At 73.6% G+C, this 18,135-nt stretch carries 14 protein-coding genes and 3 tRNA genes; 14 read left to right on the top strand and 3 right to left on the bottom strand.

Features of this window, described 5'->3' with window-relative positions; all coding sequences use genetic code 11:
• Positions 1-36: 36 nt before the first annotated feature.
• From CCO02nite_RS01860 to CCO02nite_RS01820, 9 genes are read left to right on the top strand one after another with little or no spacing between them, the layout of a single operon-like run.
• Positions 37-549, top strand: coding sequence for a hypothetical protein (locus CCO02nite_RS01860; protein WP_146841308.1), 513 nt, complete (start codon positions 37-39; stop codon positions 547-549).
• Positions 546-2,228 carry an AAA family ATPase gene (locus CCO02nite_RS01855; protein ID WP_146841307.1) on the top strand — a complete coding sequence of 561 codons (1,683 nt, stop codon included), beginning with the start codon at positions 546-548 and terminating at the stop codon, positions 2,226-2,228. Before CCO02nite_RS01860 ends, CCO02nite_RS01855 begins: the two co-directional genes overlap by 4 nt.
• Positions 2,225-3,556, top strand: coding sequence for a GlnX family signal transduction membrane protein (locus tag CCO02nite_RS01850; RefSeq protein WP_146841306.1), 1,332 nt, complete (start codon positions 2,225-2,227; stop codon positions 3,554-3,556). The genes CCO02nite_RS01855 and CCO02nite_RS01850 overlap by 4 nt, the downstream gene beginning before the upstream one ends.
• On the top strand, positions 3,556-4,599 hold the full coding sequence (locus tag CCO02nite_RS01845; protein WP_146841305.1) for a glutamate ABC transporter substrate-binding protein: 1,044 nt from the start codon (positions 3,556-3,558) through the stop codon (positions 4,597-4,599). The genes CCO02nite_RS01850 and CCO02nite_RS01845 overlap by 1 nt, the downstream gene beginning before the upstream one ends.
• Positions 4,596-5,708: a hypothetical protein gene (locus CCO02nite_RS01840; RefSeq protein WP_146841304.1), complete on the top strand. Its 1,113-nt coding sequence runs from the start codon at positions 4,596-4,598 to the stop codon at positions 5,706-5,708. The genes CCO02nite_RS01845 and CCO02nite_RS01840 overlap by 4 nt, the downstream gene beginning before the upstream one ends.
• Complete coding sequence (locus CCO02nite_RS01835; RefSeq protein WP_146841303.1) at positions 5,705-8,011, top strand: serine/threonine-protein kinase; 2,307 nt, start codon at positions 5,705-5,707, stop codon at positions 8,009-8,011. The genes CCO02nite_RS01840 and CCO02nite_RS01835 overlap by 4 nt, the downstream gene beginning before the upstream one ends.
• On the top strand, positions 7,996-9,111 hold the full coding sequence (locus CCO02nite_RS01830; protein WP_246117264.1) for a PP2C family protein-serine/threonine phosphatase: 1,116 nt from the start codon (positions 7,996-7,998) through the stop codon (positions 9,109-9,111). The genes CCO02nite_RS01835 and CCO02nite_RS01830 overlap by 16 nt, the downstream gene beginning before the upstream one ends.
• A gap of 42 nt (positions 9,112-9,153) precedes the next feature.
• Positions 9,154-10,431: a VWA domain-containing protein gene (locus CCO02nite_RS01825; RefSeq protein ID WP_146841302.1), complete on the top strand. Its 1,278-nt coding sequence runs from the start codon at positions 9,154-9,156 to the stop codon at positions 10,429-10,431.
• On the top strand, positions 10,428-11,255 hold the full coding sequence (locus CCO02nite_RS01820; RefSeq protein WP_146841301.1) for an FHA domain-containing protein: 828 nt from the start codon (positions 10,428-10,430) through the stop codon (positions 11,253-11,255). Before CCO02nite_RS01825 ends, CCO02nite_RS01820 begins: the two co-directional genes overlap by 4 nt.
• A 33-nt stretch (positions 11,256-11,288) precedes the next feature.
• Here CCO02nite_RS01820 and CCO02nite_RS01815 read toward each other — a convergent pair whose 3' ends face one another.
• Positions 11,289-13,466, bottom strand: coding sequence for an acyltransferase family protein (locus CCO02nite_RS01815; RefSeq protein WP_246117263.1), 2,178 nt, complete (start codon positions 13,464-13,466; stop codon positions 11,289-11,291).
• A 48-nt stretch (positions 13,467-13,514) separates the two neighbouring features.
• Between CCO02nite_RS01815 and CCO02nite_RS01810 the strand changes: the two genes are divergently transcribed.
• Complete coding sequence (locus tag CCO02nite_RS01810) at positions 13,515-14,822, top strand: low temperature requirement protein A (RefSeq protein WP_186812543.1); 1,308 nt, start codon at positions 13,515-13,517, stop codon at positions 14,820-14,822.
• On the opposite strand, the gene CCO02nite_RS01805 is transcribed toward CCO02nite_RS01810, so the two are convergent.
• Positions 14,789-15,442 carry a hypothetical protein gene (locus tag CCO02nite_RS01805; RefSeq protein ID WP_146841299.1) on the bottom strand — a complete coding sequence of 218 codons (654 nt, stop codon included), beginning with the start codon at positions 15,440-15,442 and terminating at the stop codon, positions 14,789-14,791. The two genes, CCO02nite_RS01810 and CCO02nite_RS01805, sit on opposite strands and share 34 nt — an antisense overlap.
• A gap of 149 nt (positions 15,443-15,591) precedes the next feature.
• Between CCO02nite_RS01805 and CCO02nite_RS01800 the strand changes: the two genes are divergently transcribed.
• From CCO02nite_RS01800 to CCO02nite_RS01790, 3 genes are all read left to right on the top strand, one after another.
• Positions 15,592-15,663: transfer RNA gene (locus tag CCO02nite_RS01800), tRNA-Gly, on the top strand.
• A 46-nt stretch (positions 15,664-15,709) separates the two neighbouring features.
• Positions 15,710-15,780: transfer RNA gene (locus tag CCO02nite_RS01795), tRNA-Cys, on the top strand.
• 37 nt (positions 15,781-15,817) lie between these two features.
• Positions 15,818-15,892 (top strand) — tRNA-Val (locus CCO02nite_RS01790).
• Positions 15,893-16,125: 233 nt separating this feature from the next.
• Here CCO02nite_RS01790 and CCO02nite_RS01785 read toward each other — a convergent pair.
• The gene (locus tag CCO02nite_RS01785) at positions 16,126-16,869 is read right to left on the bottom strand and encodes a DUF1643 domain-containing protein (RefSeq protein ID WP_146841298.1); all 744 of its coding nucleotides are present in this window, start codon (positions 16,867-16,869) and stop codon (positions 16,126-16,128) included.
• A gap of 168 nt (positions 16,870-17,037) precedes the next feature.
• Between CCO02nite_RS01785 and CCO02nite_RS01780 the strand changes: the two genes are divergently transcribed.
• Positions 17,038-17,979 (top strand): exonuclease domain-containing protein, encoded by a 942-nt coding sequence (locus CCO02nite_RS01780; protein ID WP_146841297.1) that lies wholly within the window; start codon positions 17,038-17,040, stop codon positions 17,977-17,979.
• Positions 17,980-18,135 lie beyond the last annotated feature (156 nt).

The following is an 18,135-nucleotide window of genomic DNA, read 5'->3' as shown; positions in this document are numbered from 1 at the left end:
GACGAACAGACGACGAGGCAGGGGACCCGACGCACGATGAGCTGGTTCGGCGACACGCTCGATCGCCTGCGCGGTCGTGACCGCCGGGAGATCGAGGTCGAGCCTGCGCCGACGTCGGACGAGATCCTTGCGGCCGCGCGCGCGGTCGAGGAGCAGATCGTGGGCCGGGTGCCCGCCGCGGTGACCGCGCGCGTGCACCGGATCACCGGCGTCGTCGAGGACATGGTGCCGCGCCTGGACCGGCTCGGGGTCGGCAGCCGCCAGGCCCACACGGTGGTCGCGACCGCGACCAGCTATCTGCCCGAAGCCGTCGGCGCCTACCTGCGGCTGCCGCGCGACTTCGCCGACCGGCGCGTGGTCTCGCGCGGAAAGACGTCGCTGATGGTGCTGTGCGACCAGCTCGACCTGCTCGGCGCCACGCTGAGCCAGATCTCGGACGCGGTCTCGCGCCAGGACGCCGACGCGCTCATCGCGCACGGGCAGTTCCTCGCGGAGAAGTTCGGAGCCTCGGGCCTCGCGCTGCCGCAGGACCCGGGGGTGCCCTCGTGACGGCGCGCACCACCGCCACGCTCGCGGAGGCGCTCGACGCGCTCGTCGCGGCCGGCACCGCGGCCGGGCTCGACGCCGCCGCCGTGCGCGACGAGGGCGAGCGACTGGCCGCGGCGGTCGCGGAGAACGTGACCGGGGCGCCCCAGGCGTGGCTCGCGGAGCTGGGCCGCGACCCGGCGGCGCTCGGCGAGTTCTTCGCCGCCGCCTCCAGCGCCCGCCGGTGGCGCACCGCGCCGACCGACCTGCTCGGCGCGCTCGTCGGCGCCCGCGCGGACGTCGCACCCGCCTACGCGCAGGCGCTCGCCGAGGTCGTGTCCGCAGCGTGCGACCTCGGCCCGGCGGACCTCGAGGTCATCGCGCGCGCCTCGACGACCGCGGCATTGCACCGCGCGGCCGCAGCCGGGACCGCGGGACCTGCGCCGGACCCGTTCCCGCAGGCCGCGCTCGCCGACCTGTCGCGGCTCGGCCTGACGCTGCCGGGGCTCACGCTGCCGAGCCTCGGCGACCTCGACGCAACGTCCTGGCTGCCGACCGACGCCGGCCCGTCGACGCTGCCCGGACTGCCCGCACCGCGGGGTGCGTCGGCCACCGCAGGCGTCGCACCGGCCGTTCCCGCCGCATCCGAGCCCGAGCCGTCGCTCGACGAGCTGCTCGCCGAGCTCGACGGGCTGATCGGCCTCGACCGCGTCAAGCGCGAGATCCGGCGGCAGGCACAGGTGCTGCGCGTCGAACGCCTGCGCGTGGACGCGGGCCTGACGACCACGACGATGACGCGTCATCTGGTCTTCCTCGGCAACCCGGGCACGGGCAAGACGACCGTCGCGCGGCTGGTCGCCGGCATCTACCGTGCGCTCGGCCTGCTGAGCGAGGGCACGCTCGTCGAGGTGGACCGGTCCGAACTGGTCGCCGGGTACCTCGGGCAGACGGCCGAGAAGACGACCGCAGCGGTGCAGTCCGCACTCGGGGGCGTGCTGTTCATCGACGAGGCGTACGGCCTCGCGCAGGACCAGTACGGCGCCGAGGCCGTCGACACGCTGGTCAAGGACATGGAGGACCACCGCGACGACCTCGTGGTCATCGTCGCGGGCTACCCCGGCCCGATGGCGCGCTTCCTCGGGACGAACCCCGGGCTCGAGAGCCGGTTCGCCCTGACGATCGTGTTCGAGGACTACACCGGCGACGAGCTGCGCCAGATCTTCGAGCGTGCCGCACGCAAGTCTGACTTCGAGCCCACCCCCGAGTGCCTCGCCCGGTTCGAGGAGATCGCCGCCGCGCAGCCGCGCGACGAGGGCTTCGGCAACGGCCGGTTCGCACGCAACGTGCTCGACCAGGCTGTCACGCGGCACGCGTGGCGGCTGCGGGACGTGGCCGAGCCCACGCTCGAGCAGCTCCGCACGCTGCTGCCCGAGGACCTCGACGAGGCCACGGACCTCGACGAGCCCGACGAGACCGCGCAGCCCGACGAGACCGCGCAGCCCGACGAGACCGCGGAGCCCGACGAGACCGCGGAGCCTGACGAGGCCGTGGAGCCTGACGAGGCCGTGGAGCCCGACGACACCGTGGAGCCCGACGAGACCGTGGAGCCCGACGACACCGTGGAGCCCGACGACACCGACGACGGGAGTGCGGCTCCCGGTGACGGGACCGGGCCCGACGACCGACGAGAGGAGCCCGCGTGAGCGCGGCGACACCACCGGCGACGGCGCCGGCAGCCACCGGGGGACCGCTCGGCGGCCCCGCGACAGCGTTGATGCCCGCGCCGACGGGCACGCCCGCCGGCACCGCCGCCCGGACGCGCGAGGTGCTCTCGCCGCTGCGCCGGACGCCGGGCCGGATGCGGCTGCTCGGGGCGCTCGCTGCGCTGGCGATGCTCGCCATCGGGGTGATCGGTCTGACGACCGGGCTGGCCCAGGCGCGGTCGCTGGACTCGGCGGTCGCGGGCTCCGCGCAGCTGCTCGGCACGCAGGACGTGCGCAACCAGCTCGTGAGCGCGGACGCCGCGGCCACCAGCGCGTTCCTCGTCGGCGGGCTCGAGCCGGCGGCGAGCCGCGAGGCCTACGAGCGCTACGTCGCGGCCGCCGCGAGCGGGTTGCCGTTCCTTGCGGGCGACTCGGCGCGCAGCGACCTGTTCGGCGACGTCTCCGCGGACCTGGCCGTGTACACGGGGCTCGTCGAGCAGGCTCGAGCGAACAACCGGCAGGGCTTCCCGGTCGGCACGGCCTACCTGGAGCAGGCGTCGACCGAGCTGCGCTCCGAGATGCTCCCGGCGATGGACGAGGTGGCCTCGGACGAGGCGGACCTCGTGGAGGACGACTACGCGGCGATCGGCGCGACGGACGCGATCGTCTGGGTGGGCCTGCTCGCCGTCGTCGTCCTGATCGTGATCCTCGTGTGGTTCTCGCGGCGGACCCACCGTGTCCTGAACGCCGGACTCCTGGTCGCGACGGTGCTCGCCGTGGTGTCGGTGTGGCTGGGTGCCGTGTCGTTCGCCGGCGTGGCGTCGAAGGCGATCGACGTCCAGTCCTCGTCCGCCGCCACGGCCACGGCGACGTCGCGGGCGCTGGCGGACGCCACGGACGCGAAGTCGATGGAGTCCTTCACGCTCATCAAGCGCGGCTCCGGCCAGGCCTTCGAGGAGGAGTACCAGTCGGACGTCTCGGCCGCTCGCCGCCAGCTCGTCTCGGTGGGCAACGACGAGGTGCTCGCGCTGCTCGACGCGTGGGACGGCGCGCACGCGCAGATCCGCGCGCAGGACGACAGCGGCGACTGGGACGGTGCCGTCGCACTCGCCACGAGCACCGACCCCGGCTCGTCGAACGCCCTGTTCGAGGACCTGCGGGTCGGCGCCGCCTCGTCGATCGCGGACTCGGCGGGCACCGCCGGTGACGATCTGCGCGAGCTGCGCTCCACCTCGACGATCACCGGCTGGGCGTTGCTCGTCGCCGGGCTGGTCGGCGCGATCGCGAGCATCCGTGGCGTCAACGCGCGACTGAGGGAGTACCGCTGATGAGCACCCGACCGACCGCCGTCGCCGGCCGCCGCGCGCGGCCCGCCGCCGTCCTCGTCGCACTGGCTGCCTCGGCCGGGCTGCTGCTCGCCGGCTGCGCGAGCGGGACCGGCCCGGGCGCCGCGAGCGCCGAGCCGTCCTCGAGCGAGCAGACCGTCGAACCGACCTCTGAGCCGACCACCGAGCCGACCACCGAGCCGACCACGGAACCGACCACAGCCGGCACCACGACGGCCGCCGAGTGCGACGACCTCACGACTTCCTACGCGCCGACGAACGGGCTCGACGTCCCTGACGGCAGCACCATGGCGCGCATCCGCGAGCGTGGCGCTCTCGTCGTGGGTGTCTCCGCCGACACGCTCCTGATGGGTGCGCGCAACCCGATCACGGGGCAGATCGAGGGCTTCGACATCGACATGCTGCGGGAGGTCGCACGCGCGCTGCTCGGCGACCCCGACGCGCTGCAGTTCCGGGTCATCACGTCCGCGCAGCGGCTCGACGTGCTCGAGCAGGGCGAGGTCGACCTCGTGGCACGCACGTTCTCGATGACGTGCGAGCGCTGGGAGTCGATCGCCTTCTCGGCCGAGTACCTGCACGCGGGCCAGAAGGTGCTGGTCACGCGCGATTCGACCGCCAGGGGGATCGAGGACCTCGACGGGCAGCGGGTGTGCGCACCGGACGGCACGACGACGATCGAGCGGCTGGCCGAGTACCCGGGGATCGAGCCCGTCGCCGCCGCGACCCACACGGCCTGCCTCGTGCTGTTCCAGCAGGGCAGGGTCGAAGGCATCACGGGCGACGACACGATCCTGGCGGGCTTCGCGGCCCAGGACCCGTACGCCAAGGTCGTCGGCGACGCGTTCAGCGACGAGCCCTACGGCATCGGGGTGCCGGCCGAGAACGTCGACATGGTGCGCTACGTCAACGCCGTGCTCGACCAGCTCAAGGACGACGGCACCTGGAAGCAGATCTACGACCGGTGGCTCGGGGCGCTCGGCAAGGCACCGGCCCCGCCGGTCTCGCAGTACGGGCGGCAGCCGTGAGCGTGCCGGTCCCGCTCGACCCGCCCGCGGCCCCGGGCCGGCTCGGCGAGTCGATCCCCGCGACCGACCTGCTGACGTACCTCGCGGCGATGGAGGTCTGGACGCGGGCGACCCGCACGCAGCTCGACCACCTCGATGCGGCCGCGCACGCGTCGTCGACCGAGGGCTCGACGTCCGACGTGGTGCTCGCGCTGACGATGTGGCAGGCGATCCGAGACCGGCTCGACGAGCTCGTCGTCGTGTGGGACTCGGGCCGCGCCGACGCGGTGGCGCGCGAGCAGATGTCCCAGCTCATCTGGGGTCGGCTCGCGTCCGCGCAGGGATCGGCGCTCGTCTCCCTCGTCGAGGCCGTGCGGCTGTGCGACGCGATGGTCGACCGGCTGCGCGAACGCCTCGCCATCGACCCGGACTCCGAGGACCAGGCCGCCCGCCTGCGCGTGCTGCGCGCGGCGCTGGTGCGGTGCGAGGACGCGGCGGGCATCGACGCCGCAGCGGTCGACCGCGTGGCCGGCTGGCGCGACCGCGAGCGCGCGCTGCTCGCGCAGGTCGCCCGCGGCGCGGACGTGTCCGGCCCGCTCGCGGAGCTCGAGTCGGCCGTCGCGCGCGGTGAGCGCGACCTGATCGTCGAGGGTTCGCAGCGCCGCACGCTCGTGCGGCAGCGCGCGGACGCCCGCACGCTCGCGCAGTCGCTCGAGGAGCGCGAGCCCACGCTGCACCAGCTCGCCGAACGCTGCCGTCGCGAGGTCGTCGCGCCGCCCCGGCTCGCGGTGCCCGACGTCTCGCGTCTGGGCGACGTGCCGGAGACGCGTGAGGAGGTCGAGGCATTCGTCGAGCGGCTGCGCACCGTGCAGCGTGCGTTCGACACGGTCGCCGACGCCTACAGCGCGCCGCTGCGCGAGCGTGCCGAGCTGCGCTACCGGCTCGAGGGCTACCGGGCGGCGGCCGACACGAACGGCCGCAGCGCGTCCACGACCGTCCGTTCGGGATATGACGAGGCTCGTGCGGCGGTCGAGACGACGCCGTGCGACGTCGTGCTCGCGCGCTTCCTCGTCGAGCAGTACCAGTTCCTGACCCGCGACCTGCCGGCCCACGGGGAGGCCCCACGATGAAGTGCACCGCACCGGGATGCACCGGAACCTACGAGGACGGGTACTGCAACGTCTGCGGCTCGCCGCAGGCGCCCACCGCGCCCGCGCCGGTCGGCGGCGCCGGGTCCTCGCGCACCACACCGGCCGCCGCGGCGGGCTCGACCGGAGCCACCCGCACGGGCTCGGGGCGCACCTCCGCGCCGGACCCCGACGAGGAGCGTTCGACACGTACCGGCCGGACGAGCTCGACGCAGCTCGCGACGGTCGCGCTCGGCTCGGCGCGCTCCGGCGCGGGCGGCTCCAACGTGACGCGCCGACTCGGCACGGGCTCGACCCGACTGCGCGGCCACCGGCTCGGGGCCGGTCTGACGACCGTGCCGACGGTGCCGGTCGCCGACCCGCTGCAGTCGGTCATGGCGGTGCCCGAGGTCCCGGAGGGCAAGCGGTACTGCCCGACCTGCGGCACCAAGGTCGGTCGTGCCCGCGAGGGTCAGCCCGCTCGTTCGAAGGGCTTCTGCCCGCAGTGCGGCGCGGGGTTCGACTTCGACCCGCAGCTCGTGCCCGGCGATCTCGTCGGCGGCCAGTACGAGGTCGTGGGCTGCCTGGCGCACGGCGGCCTCGGCTGGATCTACCTCGCGCGCGACCAGAACGTCTCGGGTCGCTGGGTGGTGCTCAAGGGCCTGCTCAACGCGGGCGACGCCGACGCGGTGGCCGCGGCGATCGCGGAGCGCCAGTTCCTCGCCGAGGTCGAGCACCCGCTGATCGTCGAGATCTACAACTTCGTGATGCACGACGGCGCCGGCTACACCGTCATGGAGTTCGTCGGCGGTCGTTCGCTCAAGCAGCTCCTGCACGACCGGCGCGACGCGAACGGCGGCCTCAACGACCCGTTGCCCGTCGACCAGGCGATCGCGTACGTGCTCGAGCTGCTGCCAGCGTTCGCGTACCTGCACGACATCAACCTGCTGTTCTGCGACTTCAAGCCGGACAACGTGATCCAGCAGGGTGACGGGGTCAAGCTGATCGACCTGGGCGGCGTGCGGCGCGTGGACGACCTCGTCTCGGCCATCTACGGCACCGTCGGCTACCAGGCGCCCGAGGTGGCGCAGGTGGGGCCGTCGGTCGCCTCCGACATCTACACGATCGGCCGCACGCTCCTGACGCTCGTGCTGGACTTCAAGGGGAACACGACGACGTACGTCGCCTCGCTGCCGCCGGTCGACGAGAACCCGGTGTTCCAGAAGTACGACTCGTTCTTCCGGTTGCTCGCCAAGGCGTGCGCCACCGAGCCCGCGGACCGGTTCGGCACGGTCGACGAGCTGCGTGCCCAGCTCGTCGGCGTGCTGCGTGAGGTCGTCGCGACCGACCGCGGCCCCGGGTCGCCCGCGCTCCATTCGGCGGCCTCCGTGCTGTTCGACGCGCCGGCGGTCGACGTCGCGGACCGCGCCCTGACCTGGGACGAGCTGCCGACGCTCAAGGTCGACCCGGGCGACCCCGCCGCGAGCTGGCTCGCGAGCGTCAACGTGGCGGACCCGCGGCTGCGGATCGCGGCGCTCGAGAACGCGCCCGAGGCGACTGTCGAGGTGCGGTTGGCGATCGCGCGCGCGGCGATCGAGGCGGGCCGGCCGCAGACGGTGGGCGACGCGCTCGCGCAGATCCTCGCCGACGACCCGTGGGAGTGGCGTGCGGCGTGGCTGGACGGCCTCGCACAGCTCGCCTTCGGCAACCCTGCGGCCGCGACGGCGGCGTTCAACGGCGTGTACGGCCAGGTGCCGGGCGAGCTGGCGCCCAAGCTCGCGCTGGCGACCGCGTGCGAGGCCACGGGGGAGGACGGCATCGCCGAGCAGCTCTACGTGGTGTGCGCGCGCTCAGACGCCAACTACACGGCGCTGGCGGCATTCGGTCTCGCGCGCATCCGGGCGTCGCGCGGTGACGTGGACCGCGCGCTGGACGCGCTCGAGCTCGTCGCCTCGACCCGCGGCTCCTACGTCGAGGCGCGTGTACAGCGTGCCCGGCTGCTGATGTACTCCGACCGCGGGCTGCCGGCGCTCGCCGACGCGCTGGACGGGGTGCGCACCGTCACGCTGCTCCCGCGGGCGCGGGCGGACCTGCGGGTGGCGGTGCTCGAGGCCGCGCTCGCGCGCGTGCTGGTCGACGGGCCGAAGCCGGGTGTGCGGCTCGACGACGTGCCCGCGCAGGAGCGGGAGGTGCGGGACGCGCTCGAGGCCGCCTACCGGGAGTCCGCCGTGCAGGCGCGGGACGGCGACGAGCGGATCGGCTTCGTCGACCGCGCCAACGAGGTGCGCCGGTGGACCACGTGGTGAGCGCCGTCGAGGCGCTCTGCGCGGCGTGCGGGTCGACGCTGGCGCCGGACGCGCGGTTCTGCGAGACGTGCGGTGCGCGCATCGAGCCGGTCGAGCCGGAGGCGCCCCCCGAGCCCGACGACGTCGCGTCCGCCGGTGCCGGGGGAGTCGGCACCGCTGCGGCGGCGTGCGTCGCCTGCGGCGGGCAGATCGCGCCCGACGGGTACTGCGTGCAGTGCGGCCGGCCCGCGACGAGCCCACGCGACCACTGGGTCGAGCAGCCGAGCCCGCTCGTCGGCGGCGTGTGCGACCGCGGCGTACGGCACAGCCGCAACGAGGACGCGATGGCCCTCGCGGGCGGGGACGGCTACGCCCTGCTCGTCGTGTGCGACGGCGTCTCGAGCGCGCCGGACTCGGACGTCGCGAGCATGGCGGCCGCGAAGGCCGCGCTTGCGGTGCTCGAGCAGGGCGTCGCGGGCGGCGCCCGTGCGGTCACGGGCTCGGGCACCGGTCGCACGGCCGCCTGGTCGGGCCTGCTCGCCGAGGCGGCGGCCGCGGGCGACGCGGCGATCACGGCCGCGTTCACGGAGCTCGCCCACGACGTGGAGCCCCCGTCGTGCACCTTCGTCGCGGGCGTCGTGGACGGTGCGCACATCGTCGTCGGCTGGCTGGGCGACTCACGTGCGTACTGGATGCCCGACGACGCGGTGCCGCAGCAGCTCAGCGCCGACGACTCGGGTGCCGCCGAGCTGATGGCGCAGGGCGTCGCGCGGGCCCAGGCGGAGACCTCGCCCGTCGCGCATGCGATCACGCGGTGGCTCGGCCCGGACGCCCCGGACACCACGGCGCGCACGACGACGACGACCGTGCACGGACCCGGCTGGCTGCTGGTCTGCTCGGACGGGCTGTGGAACTACTGCTCCCCGGCCGACGAGCTCGCGGACCTGCTGCGGGCGACGGCCGCCGACCAGGGGGGCGATCCGGCGCTGACCGCGGGCGCACTCGTGACGTGGGCGAACGCGCAGGGCGGCAGGGACAACGTGACCGTCGCGCTGGCCCGGGTCGAACCGCCCGTGTCGGTGCGGAGCGATAGCCTGACCGCACCTACTGATCTGAACTGACCGACCAGCGACCGAGCCGATCTCGACCGACGAAGGACCGACGTGGCCGTCTTCACCGCCGAAGTGTTCCAGAACGAGTTCATGGCCGACGGGGCCACCGACGTGCACGCGATCGTCACCGTGACGTCGTCGGGCGCCGGCGCGGCGGGCGCCTCGGGTGCGGGGGTCGCCGAGATCGTCATGATCGACTCGTCGGGCTCGATGGCGGGACCGAACCTGGACGCGGCCAAGTACGCGGCGCAGGTCGCGGTGGACCAGATCGCCGACGGCACGTGGTTCGCGATCGTGAGCGGCAGCCACGTCGCGGCGCGCGTGTTCCCGTACCCGAACGCGGCGCTCGACATGGTGCAGATGGAGCAGGGCGCACGCGCGGAGGCCAAGCGCGCGATCGGTCGCATCGCGGCCACGGGCGGCACGGCGATGAGCACGTGGCTGCTCCTGGCCGACCGGCTGTTCGCGACGGTGCCGCAGGCGCGCCAGCGGCACGCGATCCTGCTCACGGACGGCAAGAACGAGTCCGAGCCGCGGCATGCCCTCAGCGATGCGGTCCGGCGCGTCACCGGTCACTTCCAGTGCGATGCACGCGGCGTCGGCTCGCGGTGGGAGGTCGAGGAGCTGCGCGAGATCTCGACCGCGCTGCTCGGCGGGCTCGAGCTGATCGCCGATCCCAACGAGATCGCGGCGGACTTCCGCGCGCTCGTGCAGCGTTCGATGGCGCGCGGCGTCGCGGACGCCGAGCTGCGGGTGTGGGTGCCGCAGGGCGGGCAGACGCTGTTCGTCCGGCAGGTCTCGCCGACGGTCGAGGATCTCACCGCGCGCCGCACCGAGGTGAACGCGCTCACGGGTGCGTACCCGACGGGATCGTGGGGCGACGAGCAGCGCGACTACCACGTGGCCGTGCGCGTTGCGTCCAAGCCTGTCGGCACCGAGCAGCTCGCCGCGCGCGTCCAGATCGCGGTCGACGGCCAGGTGCTCGCGTCGGGTCTGGTCAAGGCCCGCTGGTCCGACGACGCCTCGCTGACGGCGCGGATCAGCCCTGAGGTGGCGCACTACACGGGTCAGGCCGAGCTCGCCTCGGCGATCCAGGAGGGTCTGGCCGCGCGCGCCGCGGGCGACGAGGCCACCGCGACCGTCAAGCTGGGCCGTGCGGTCCAGCTCGCGCAGGAGACCGGCAACGACGAGGCGACGTCGCGCCTGCGCCGCGTCGTCGAGATCGACGACGCCACGGAAGGGACGGTGCGGCTCAAGCGCGACGTCGCCCGGCTCGACGAGATGGCGCTCGACACCGCCTCGACCAAGACGACCCGGGTCAAGCGATGAGCTCGGTCGTCTGCCCCGCCGGGCACACGTCCGCGTCCACGGACTACTGCGACGTGTGCGGCGCGCCGATCGTCGCGGCTGCGGCCGCGGCCCCGACGGCGCCCGCGCCGGCCGCGTCGGGGCCGTCCGAGTGCCCGAACTGCCAGTCGCCCGCGGCCGCCGGCGCGCTGTTCTGCGAGAACTGCGGCTACGACTTCACGACGGGTGCGCTGCCCGAGCCGCTCACGCCGCCGGCGGGTGTCCTCACCGGGTCGCTGCCCGTCGTCGCACCACCGGCCCCCGCATCTTCGTCGGCTCCGACGCCCCCGGCCACCGCCGCACCCTCGTCGGACCCGATCCCGACGATCGAGCCGATCCCGACGATCGAGCCCGACCCGGTCGGTGAGCCCGCGAACCTCCCGACGCCCGGCGTGCCCGGCGCGCAGGAGTGGGTCGCAGAGATCTGGGTCGACCCGGAGTGGTACGACGCCCAGAAGCCCGAGGACCCGCTGCCGTCGGTGGGCCTGCCGGTGCTCGTGCCGCTGCGGGCCCGCAGCCTGCTCGTCGGGCGGCCGTCGGTGTCGCGCAACATCCACCCGCAGATCGACTGCGGAGCGGACACCGGCGTCTCGCGACGACACTGCCAGCTCAACACGGATGGTCAGCGCTGGTGGGTCGAGGACCTGCAGTCCTCGAACGGCACCTACGTCAGCCACGCCGGTGACGCGCTGCCGAGCGTCGCGATCCCGGCGGGCCAGCGGCACGAGGTGCAGGACGGCGACCGCATCTACGTCGGTGCGTGGACACGCGTGGTGGTCCGGCACGCGCTCGACGGCGAGATCTGACAGGCGCGATCTTCAGGGCGCGGACGCCCGCATTCAGTTCCGGATGCGCGCGCTCACGGCGGCCTCGACCTCAGGGCGTAGCGTCTGCGCGAAGGTCGACGTCATGTGCCCGTGGTCGAAGTAGGTGATCGCCCCGCCGACCACGTCGTGGCACACCCCGTCCCAGCACAGCACGTCGGTGACGTCGAGCACGGAGACCAGCCCGGAGGTGTCGGCCGTGGCCGCGTCGGCGAGCGGGTCGGGCTCGACCGCGGTGTCCTGCGGCTGACCGCACGACCGCCAGCCGCCGCGCTCGCGCGCGATGCAGTCCGGCACGGGCTCGGCCGCCGCGGGGGTGTCGCGCATGACCAGCACGGGAATGCCGGCGTCGGTGAACCGCGCGATCGTGCGGGCGTAGGCGGCCTGCGCGGTGCGCCGCTGCTCGTCGGCGGGCACGTCCAGGAGCGGACGGAAGGTGCGCGCCGCGAGCACGACGAGGTCGGGGTCCTGCGCGATCGCGGCGTCCACCGCCCACCGCGTCCAGTCGGCGCAGCGCGCGCTGTTGGCGGGCACGGTGACGTCGATCGGCAGGTCGACGGGGTAGCACTCGGACGTGAGGTAGGTGGTCAGGGACCAGTCCTCGTCGTCGACCTGGCCGACGAGCGCGGGCTGCCACTGGCCTGCGTGCGAGTTGCCGAGCAGCACCACCTGGCGAGCGGGGTCGGTGGCGGCGCCGTACGTGCACGTGCGCCGTCCGGTGAAGGGCGCGTTGTTCCAGCAGCCGTCGGCGTACACGGCGGGCCGGTCCTCGGCGGCGGCGCTGGCGCCACCGATCACGGCCTCGCCGGCGGGGTCGCCGCAGGACGGGTCGCGCGTGGCCGCGGCGCCGAAGCACGGCAGGTCGCCCGCGACGGCCACGGCCAGGTCGCGACGTTCGTCGGACGCGCGGGCCGTCCCGATCCCGGTGGCGGTGAACGCCAGCGCGACGCACACGACTGCCGTGGCGCCGCCCAGCGCGAACGTGCGCGGCGACGAGCGGCGCAGCTGCACCGAGTCTCGCAGCGGGTCCTCGATCCAGCGTGTGGTCGCCGCCGCGAGCAGCAGCGTCGAGGCGACGAGCGCGAGCCGTGCGGGCGTGCCGAGCACCGCGCCGAGCGCGAAGGGCGCGAGCACGAGCAGCGGCCAGTGCCAGAGGTAGATGCCGTACGAGACGTCCCCGACCCACACGACGGGCCGTCGAGCCAGGAGCCGTCCCGGGCCGCCGGGCGTGTCGTCGGTCGCGCTCCACACCACCGCGGCGGCGCCGAGCGTGGGCAGCAGGGCCGCCGCGCCGGGGAACGGGGTGCCGGAGTCGAACGTCACGGCCGCCGCCGCGATCGCGGCGAGCCCGAGCCAGCCGACCACGGACCGGCCCCGCGCCCAGCCGACCGTGCGCGCACCGACCGCGGCGAGCACCGCGCCGAGCGCCAGCTCCCACACCCTCGTCGGGGTCACGAAGTAGGCGCGCGCCGGGTCGGCGAAGGTCAGGTGCACGCTCCAGGCGAGCGAGGCGAGCAGGCTCACGCCCACGACGAGCCCGACGGCGCGGCGCGGATGCCGGCGCGCGGGACCCACCAGGCGGACCGCGAGCAGGGTCGCGGCGAGCAGGAGCGGCCACGCCAGGTAGAACTGCTCCTCGACCCCGAGCGACCAGAAGTGCTGCACGGGCGTGGGGGAGGCGTCCGCGGCGAGGTAGTCGGTGGCCTGGTTGGCGAGCGACCAGTTCTCGACGAGCAGCGTGGAGGCCAGGACCTCGCGGCCCGTTCGCGCGAGCATCCCCGCGGGCAGCAGCGCGATCGCCGCGAGGGTCGTCACCACCAGCACGGTCGAGGCCGCCGGCAGCAGGCGCCGCACCCGGCGAGCCCAGAACGCGGCCAGCGCGCGCAGGCTCGTCGGCGGCGTGCGCAGCAGGTGCGAGGTGATGAGGAACCCGGACACGACGAAGAAGACGTCCACGCCCACGTACCCGCCCGGCAGCGCCGCGGGCCAGAGGTGGAAGACGACGACGGCCGCGACAGCGACCGCCCGCAGCACCTGGATGTCGCGACGCGTCGCACCCGCGGCGCGCGGCGGGGCGCTCGGGGGTGTGCGGGTTGCGGTGATCGAGGTCGTGGCCGTGCCTGTCGTCTCGTCGGGGCCCGCCGCGCGGTCGCGGTGACGCGGAGCGGCCGGGTCGGCCTCGCGGGCGTCCACCAGGGTACGAGGCGTTCCGGTGCGCCGCGGATCGTGCAGGATGCGGGTGTGACCGACGACACCCGCGAGGACTCCCGTGAGGACGACGCAGCCGAGGAGCGGCACGCGTCGTGGCTCGAGCTGTTCTTCGACCTCGTCGTCGTCGCGGGCATCGGCGCGCTGGCGCACCTGCTGCACGAGGACTCCACCGCCGGCGGTGTCGGGCTGTACGCGGTCGCGTTCACCGCGTTCTGGCTCGTCTGGGCGTGCTTCACGACGTACGGCAACCTGCGTGCCGCGCGCACGCAGGTGGCGACGATGCTCGTCGGGATGGCCGCGCTCGCCGTCATGACGGCGTCGGTGTTTGCGATCGACGAGCACGGGGGTGCGTTCGCCGTCGCGTACGTGGTCGGCCGGTTCGTCGCGTCCCGGCCGTGGAACCGTGGCACGGTCGTCGTCGACCTGCCCGTCGTGCAGGCGGGTATCGGCATCGTGCCGTGGGTCGTCTCGTGGTGGTTCGTCGGGACCGCGCAGCACGTGCTGTGGGCCGTCGGGCTGGGACTCGACCTGATGCTGGTGCTGTCCTCGAGCCGCGGCCGGATGGTCGCGGACATGCAGCGCCGCCTCGAGCGCGTACGGGCCGGTCGCGACGGCCGGCGGAGCCGCCGTGGACGGGGCAGGATCGCGGACCGGGACATCCCGGCGACGCTCGACGTCGCCGAGGCGGACCTGCCGCACCTGGCCGAGCGGATGAGCCTGTTCATGCTCATCGTGCTCGGCGAGTCGCTGATCCAGGCGATCGACGGCGCGGCCGACGCCGTCTGGGGCCGGCCGTTGGCGGTCACGGCGGCCGGGGTCTTCGTGCTCGTCGTCGGGCTGTGGGCGGCATCGGTGCAGCGGGGGAGCGCCGGCGTCGCGCTGCTCGCGCCCGGGCTGCTCGCACCCCGGCTGGCGTGGGTCGCGCACCTGGTCACGACCGGCGCCGTCGCGACGCTCGCCGCCGTCGTCGCGACGTTCACCGCCGCACCGCAGAGCGTCGTCTCGGCGCACGACCGCACGCTCGTCGTCGTCGCCCTCGCCGTCTACGGGGCCGCAGGCGTCGCGGTGCACCTGGGCGTCGCGCTGACGCGCCCGCCGGCCCGGTCCGCCGTGCGCCGTGCGAGCCTCGTGCGCGCCGCATGCGTCGGTCTGCCGATCACGCTGGCGGTCGGCGCGGCGCTGCTGCACCGGGACGGCACCGCCGAGCGGTTCGTGTGGGAGCTCGCCGGTGGCGTCGTTCTCGTGCTCGTCGCCGACGGCCTCGCGAGCGGCCGGCTCGGTCGTCGGTCCCCGGGGCGCCCCGGTCACCAGGGCGCCGTCGACAGCTCCTCGTCGTAGCGACCCTCCGGCCCGCACCCGCCCCGGTACCCGTCGGGCATGCGCGGGTAGACCTCGGTCCAGTACCGCTTGGCGAGCGCGCGTGCCTGGTCAGGGTCCGCGCCGAGAGCCTGCGCCGTCGCCTCGTCGCGTTGGACCGCGGCACACTCGGCGTGCGACTCGTTCTTGATCCCCGACATGTGCATCGCCTCGTGCGTCAGCACGTGGACCGCGACGACCTGGTCGAGGCTCGGCGCCGACTTGTCCGACCCGAGCCACGCGCGCAGGTCCTGGCACGGCTCCCAGGAGATCAGCGTCTTGCGCTCCGGCTCGCCGTCAGGCCCCCACTTCACGTAGCCCAGGTCCGCCGTCGCGTCGACGAACGTCTGCCCGATCGTCTGGCAGCGCACCTCGACCGGAACGCCCGCGACCTGCTCGGCGGCGGCCTGCAGCTGGTGCTCGAGTCGCACGTGCACGACGACCGGGATCGCGCACCCGAGCGCCACGAGCAGGCACAGCACCACGCTGATCCGTGGGAACGGCCGGCGACGACCGAGCCCGTCGTACTGGCGCAGGTACCAGCGACCGCTGATGAACGCGGCGAGCGCGAGGAAGCCGACGAGCACCCAGGTGAGCAGCACACCTGTCCCATCGGCCCGGCCACGCCGCGGCTGCAGCGGTTGGCGGGGCGAATCGCCCGGGCGGCGGACCGGTTGGACTCTCGGCGCGGGACTCGGTTAGAGTCTGGGACGCACACGGCACGCCGGTGAGAACCGGTGGGACGTGACGCGCGGACGTGGCTCAGTGGTAGAGCATCACCTTGCCAAGGTGAGGGTCGCGGGTTCGAATCCCGTCGTCCGCTCGGAGACATCCTTCTCGGCCCCGGCCGCGCGGGACTGCGGTCTCAGGGTGGAGTGGCCGAGAGGCGAGGCAGCGGCCTGCAAAGCCGTATACGTGGGTTCGAATCCCATCTCCACCTCGCACAGCACGACGCACGACGCAGGATGCACGACGAAGGGCGATTGGCGCAGCGGGAGCGCGCTTCCCTGACACGGAAGAGGTCACTGGTTCGATCCCAGTATCGCCCACCAGTATTACTGCAGGTCACAGGGTCGCCACCGAGAATTCGGGGCGGCCCTTTGTGGTCCGTACCCCAGTTCTGTACCCCATCCAGGTCGATAACTGGGGTACGGCTGGAGCTCGTGGACGCCCGCGGACGGGTCCAGACGACGGCGCGCGAGAGGCCCTTCCGACGTCCACACGCCTCGTGTCCGTCGAAGTCCTCGGACGTTCGTTGCCGTCGTGAGGCTTTGCGGGTGATGTGTCACCGGACCGCTCCCGTGGGCAACGGCGCGAGCCATGGCGTCAGCGGCGTGTCGCCACGCACGTACAGCGGGTGGCGCGGCGCACCGGACTTCGTCAGGCCCAGGTGATGCACGGTCTGCATCCCGGGGAGGGCCAGGACGTCCTCGACACGGGAGTCGATCCTGGACTGTGCGCCCCACGCCGCAATAACAGGCCCTGCCGCTTCGCGGATCGCGGCGACAATGTGTGCGTCGTTCTCGGGCCCGACGATGTCGCAGCCGCCCCGTGCCCTCGCAGCAAGTTCGCGTGGATTGGTCGCACGCCAGGCGTACAGGTTGACGACCACGATGCCGTCCAGGCCCCACCTGCGGGCGAACTCGACGCACCGGCGAATCGTGGGGTCGTCCGTCGCGTCGTCGGCGGTCGACGGGTTGAGCATCACGAAGGTGGCGAGGTCACCACCGTTGCCGTCGCTGCGGGTCAGTGTGTAGCGGTAGCGGCCGTCGGATGAGATGGTTGCGCCGGCGTGGGCGGTGCTCACTCGGTAACTTCGCGGCCGTCGAGGACCGTCCCAGGCGCCGGCGTGTGTCTCCACGACCAGGTCGTCGTCAGTCGCTGCCAGGGCGCGGGTCGCGTGGTCGAGCTGTGCCTGGAAATGGCGCCGGTAGGCGGCGATGGCCTCACTGCGCGACAACCAGCCGCGATCGGAGATAGCGACGGTCCGGTCGGTGCGGACGTGCACGGAGGTGAAGCGGTCTGGCATCGGTCTGCTCTCCAGGGTCTGGCTGCTCGTAGCGTGCCACCATCCGGGCCTGCAACTGCTCCAGGTGGGTCTGCTGCAGGCTTCGTTGACACTTCGAGCTACTTGCTGGCGGGCTTTCGCGACCTTCGGCCCATGTCGCGGCGTGAGTGACGCTGTCACGCTCCGCACATGGCGCTGAACTTCACGTCGATCGACTTCGAGACCGCGAACAGCACGCGGTCCTCAGTGTGCGCCGTCGGGATGGCGCGAGTCCGCGACGGCCGTGTGGTTGAGACGTACCGGCGGCTGGTGTGTCCCCCGCAGGGCGCGTACGCCTTCACCAACACCTGGATCCATGGGATCGGCCCGGAAGACGTCGTCGCTGCCCCGACGTGGGACGACCTGCTGCCCGAGGTGGTCGCATTCATCGGCGCCGACGTGCTGGTCGCCCACAACGCGTCGTTCGACGGGTCGGTGTTCTCTCGCGCGTCCCAGGAGTGCGGATGCGCCGTCTCGGGCTTGACGTTCGTGTGCACGTTGCGGCTTGCTCGCGCGCTGCTGGCACTGGGCTCCTACTCGCTGCCGTTCGTCGCGCACGAGCTGGGGCTGCCGGCGTTCGACCATCACGAGGCCGGCGCGGATGCCGGTGTCGCTGCCGAGGTAGCGGTCGCGCTCGCGGCGCGGGCAGGTGTCGACGACATCGACGACCTTGCCGACCTCGGCGGTTCGACAGGCTGGCGCCACGGCGCGAGGGTCGGTGCGGCGGTGGCGTCGGTCGAGGACTGGGTGGGCGTGGCCGCGGGCGGTGCGCTTGATGGGGAGGCCGTCTGTTTCACGGGAACGCTGCGCACCATGCAGCGCAGTACGGCACAGGCCGTGGTTGCGGCTCTGGGCGGTCGGGCCGACGCGTCGGTCACGAAGTCGACGAGCGTGCTCGTCGCCGGCGAGCTCGATCCGCGGACATTTCGACCTGGCGCGACGATGAGCGCCAAGTTGGCAAAGGCATTCCGACTGGCGGGGGAGGGTCAAGCGATCCGGGTGATGACCGAGGCCGAGTTCCTCGAATTCGTCGACATCACTCCGGACGAGGTCGCCGGCGTCAAGACCCGCGGCCTGCGTTCACTGTCCTGATGCGGAGCAACCCGACCGCGCGAGTTCGGTAGGGGCGACCGACCGGAGTGTGCGCGGGAGCCGTCAGAGACCACGCCCTGGGACGTGACATCGCAGGCTCGCGGACGCGGCCATACTCGATACGGGATCACGGGTTGGGCTTGTCGGGAATCCCCG

Origin of the sequence: Cellulomonas composti (genome assembly GCF_007990245.1) — a bacterium.
GTDB lineage: Bacteria > Actinomycetota > Actinomycetes > Actinomycetales > Cellulomonadaceae > Cellulomonas > Cellulomonas composti.
Note: the sequence above shows the minus strand (reverse complement) of the source record. Positions and strands in the feature narration are given on the sequence as shown.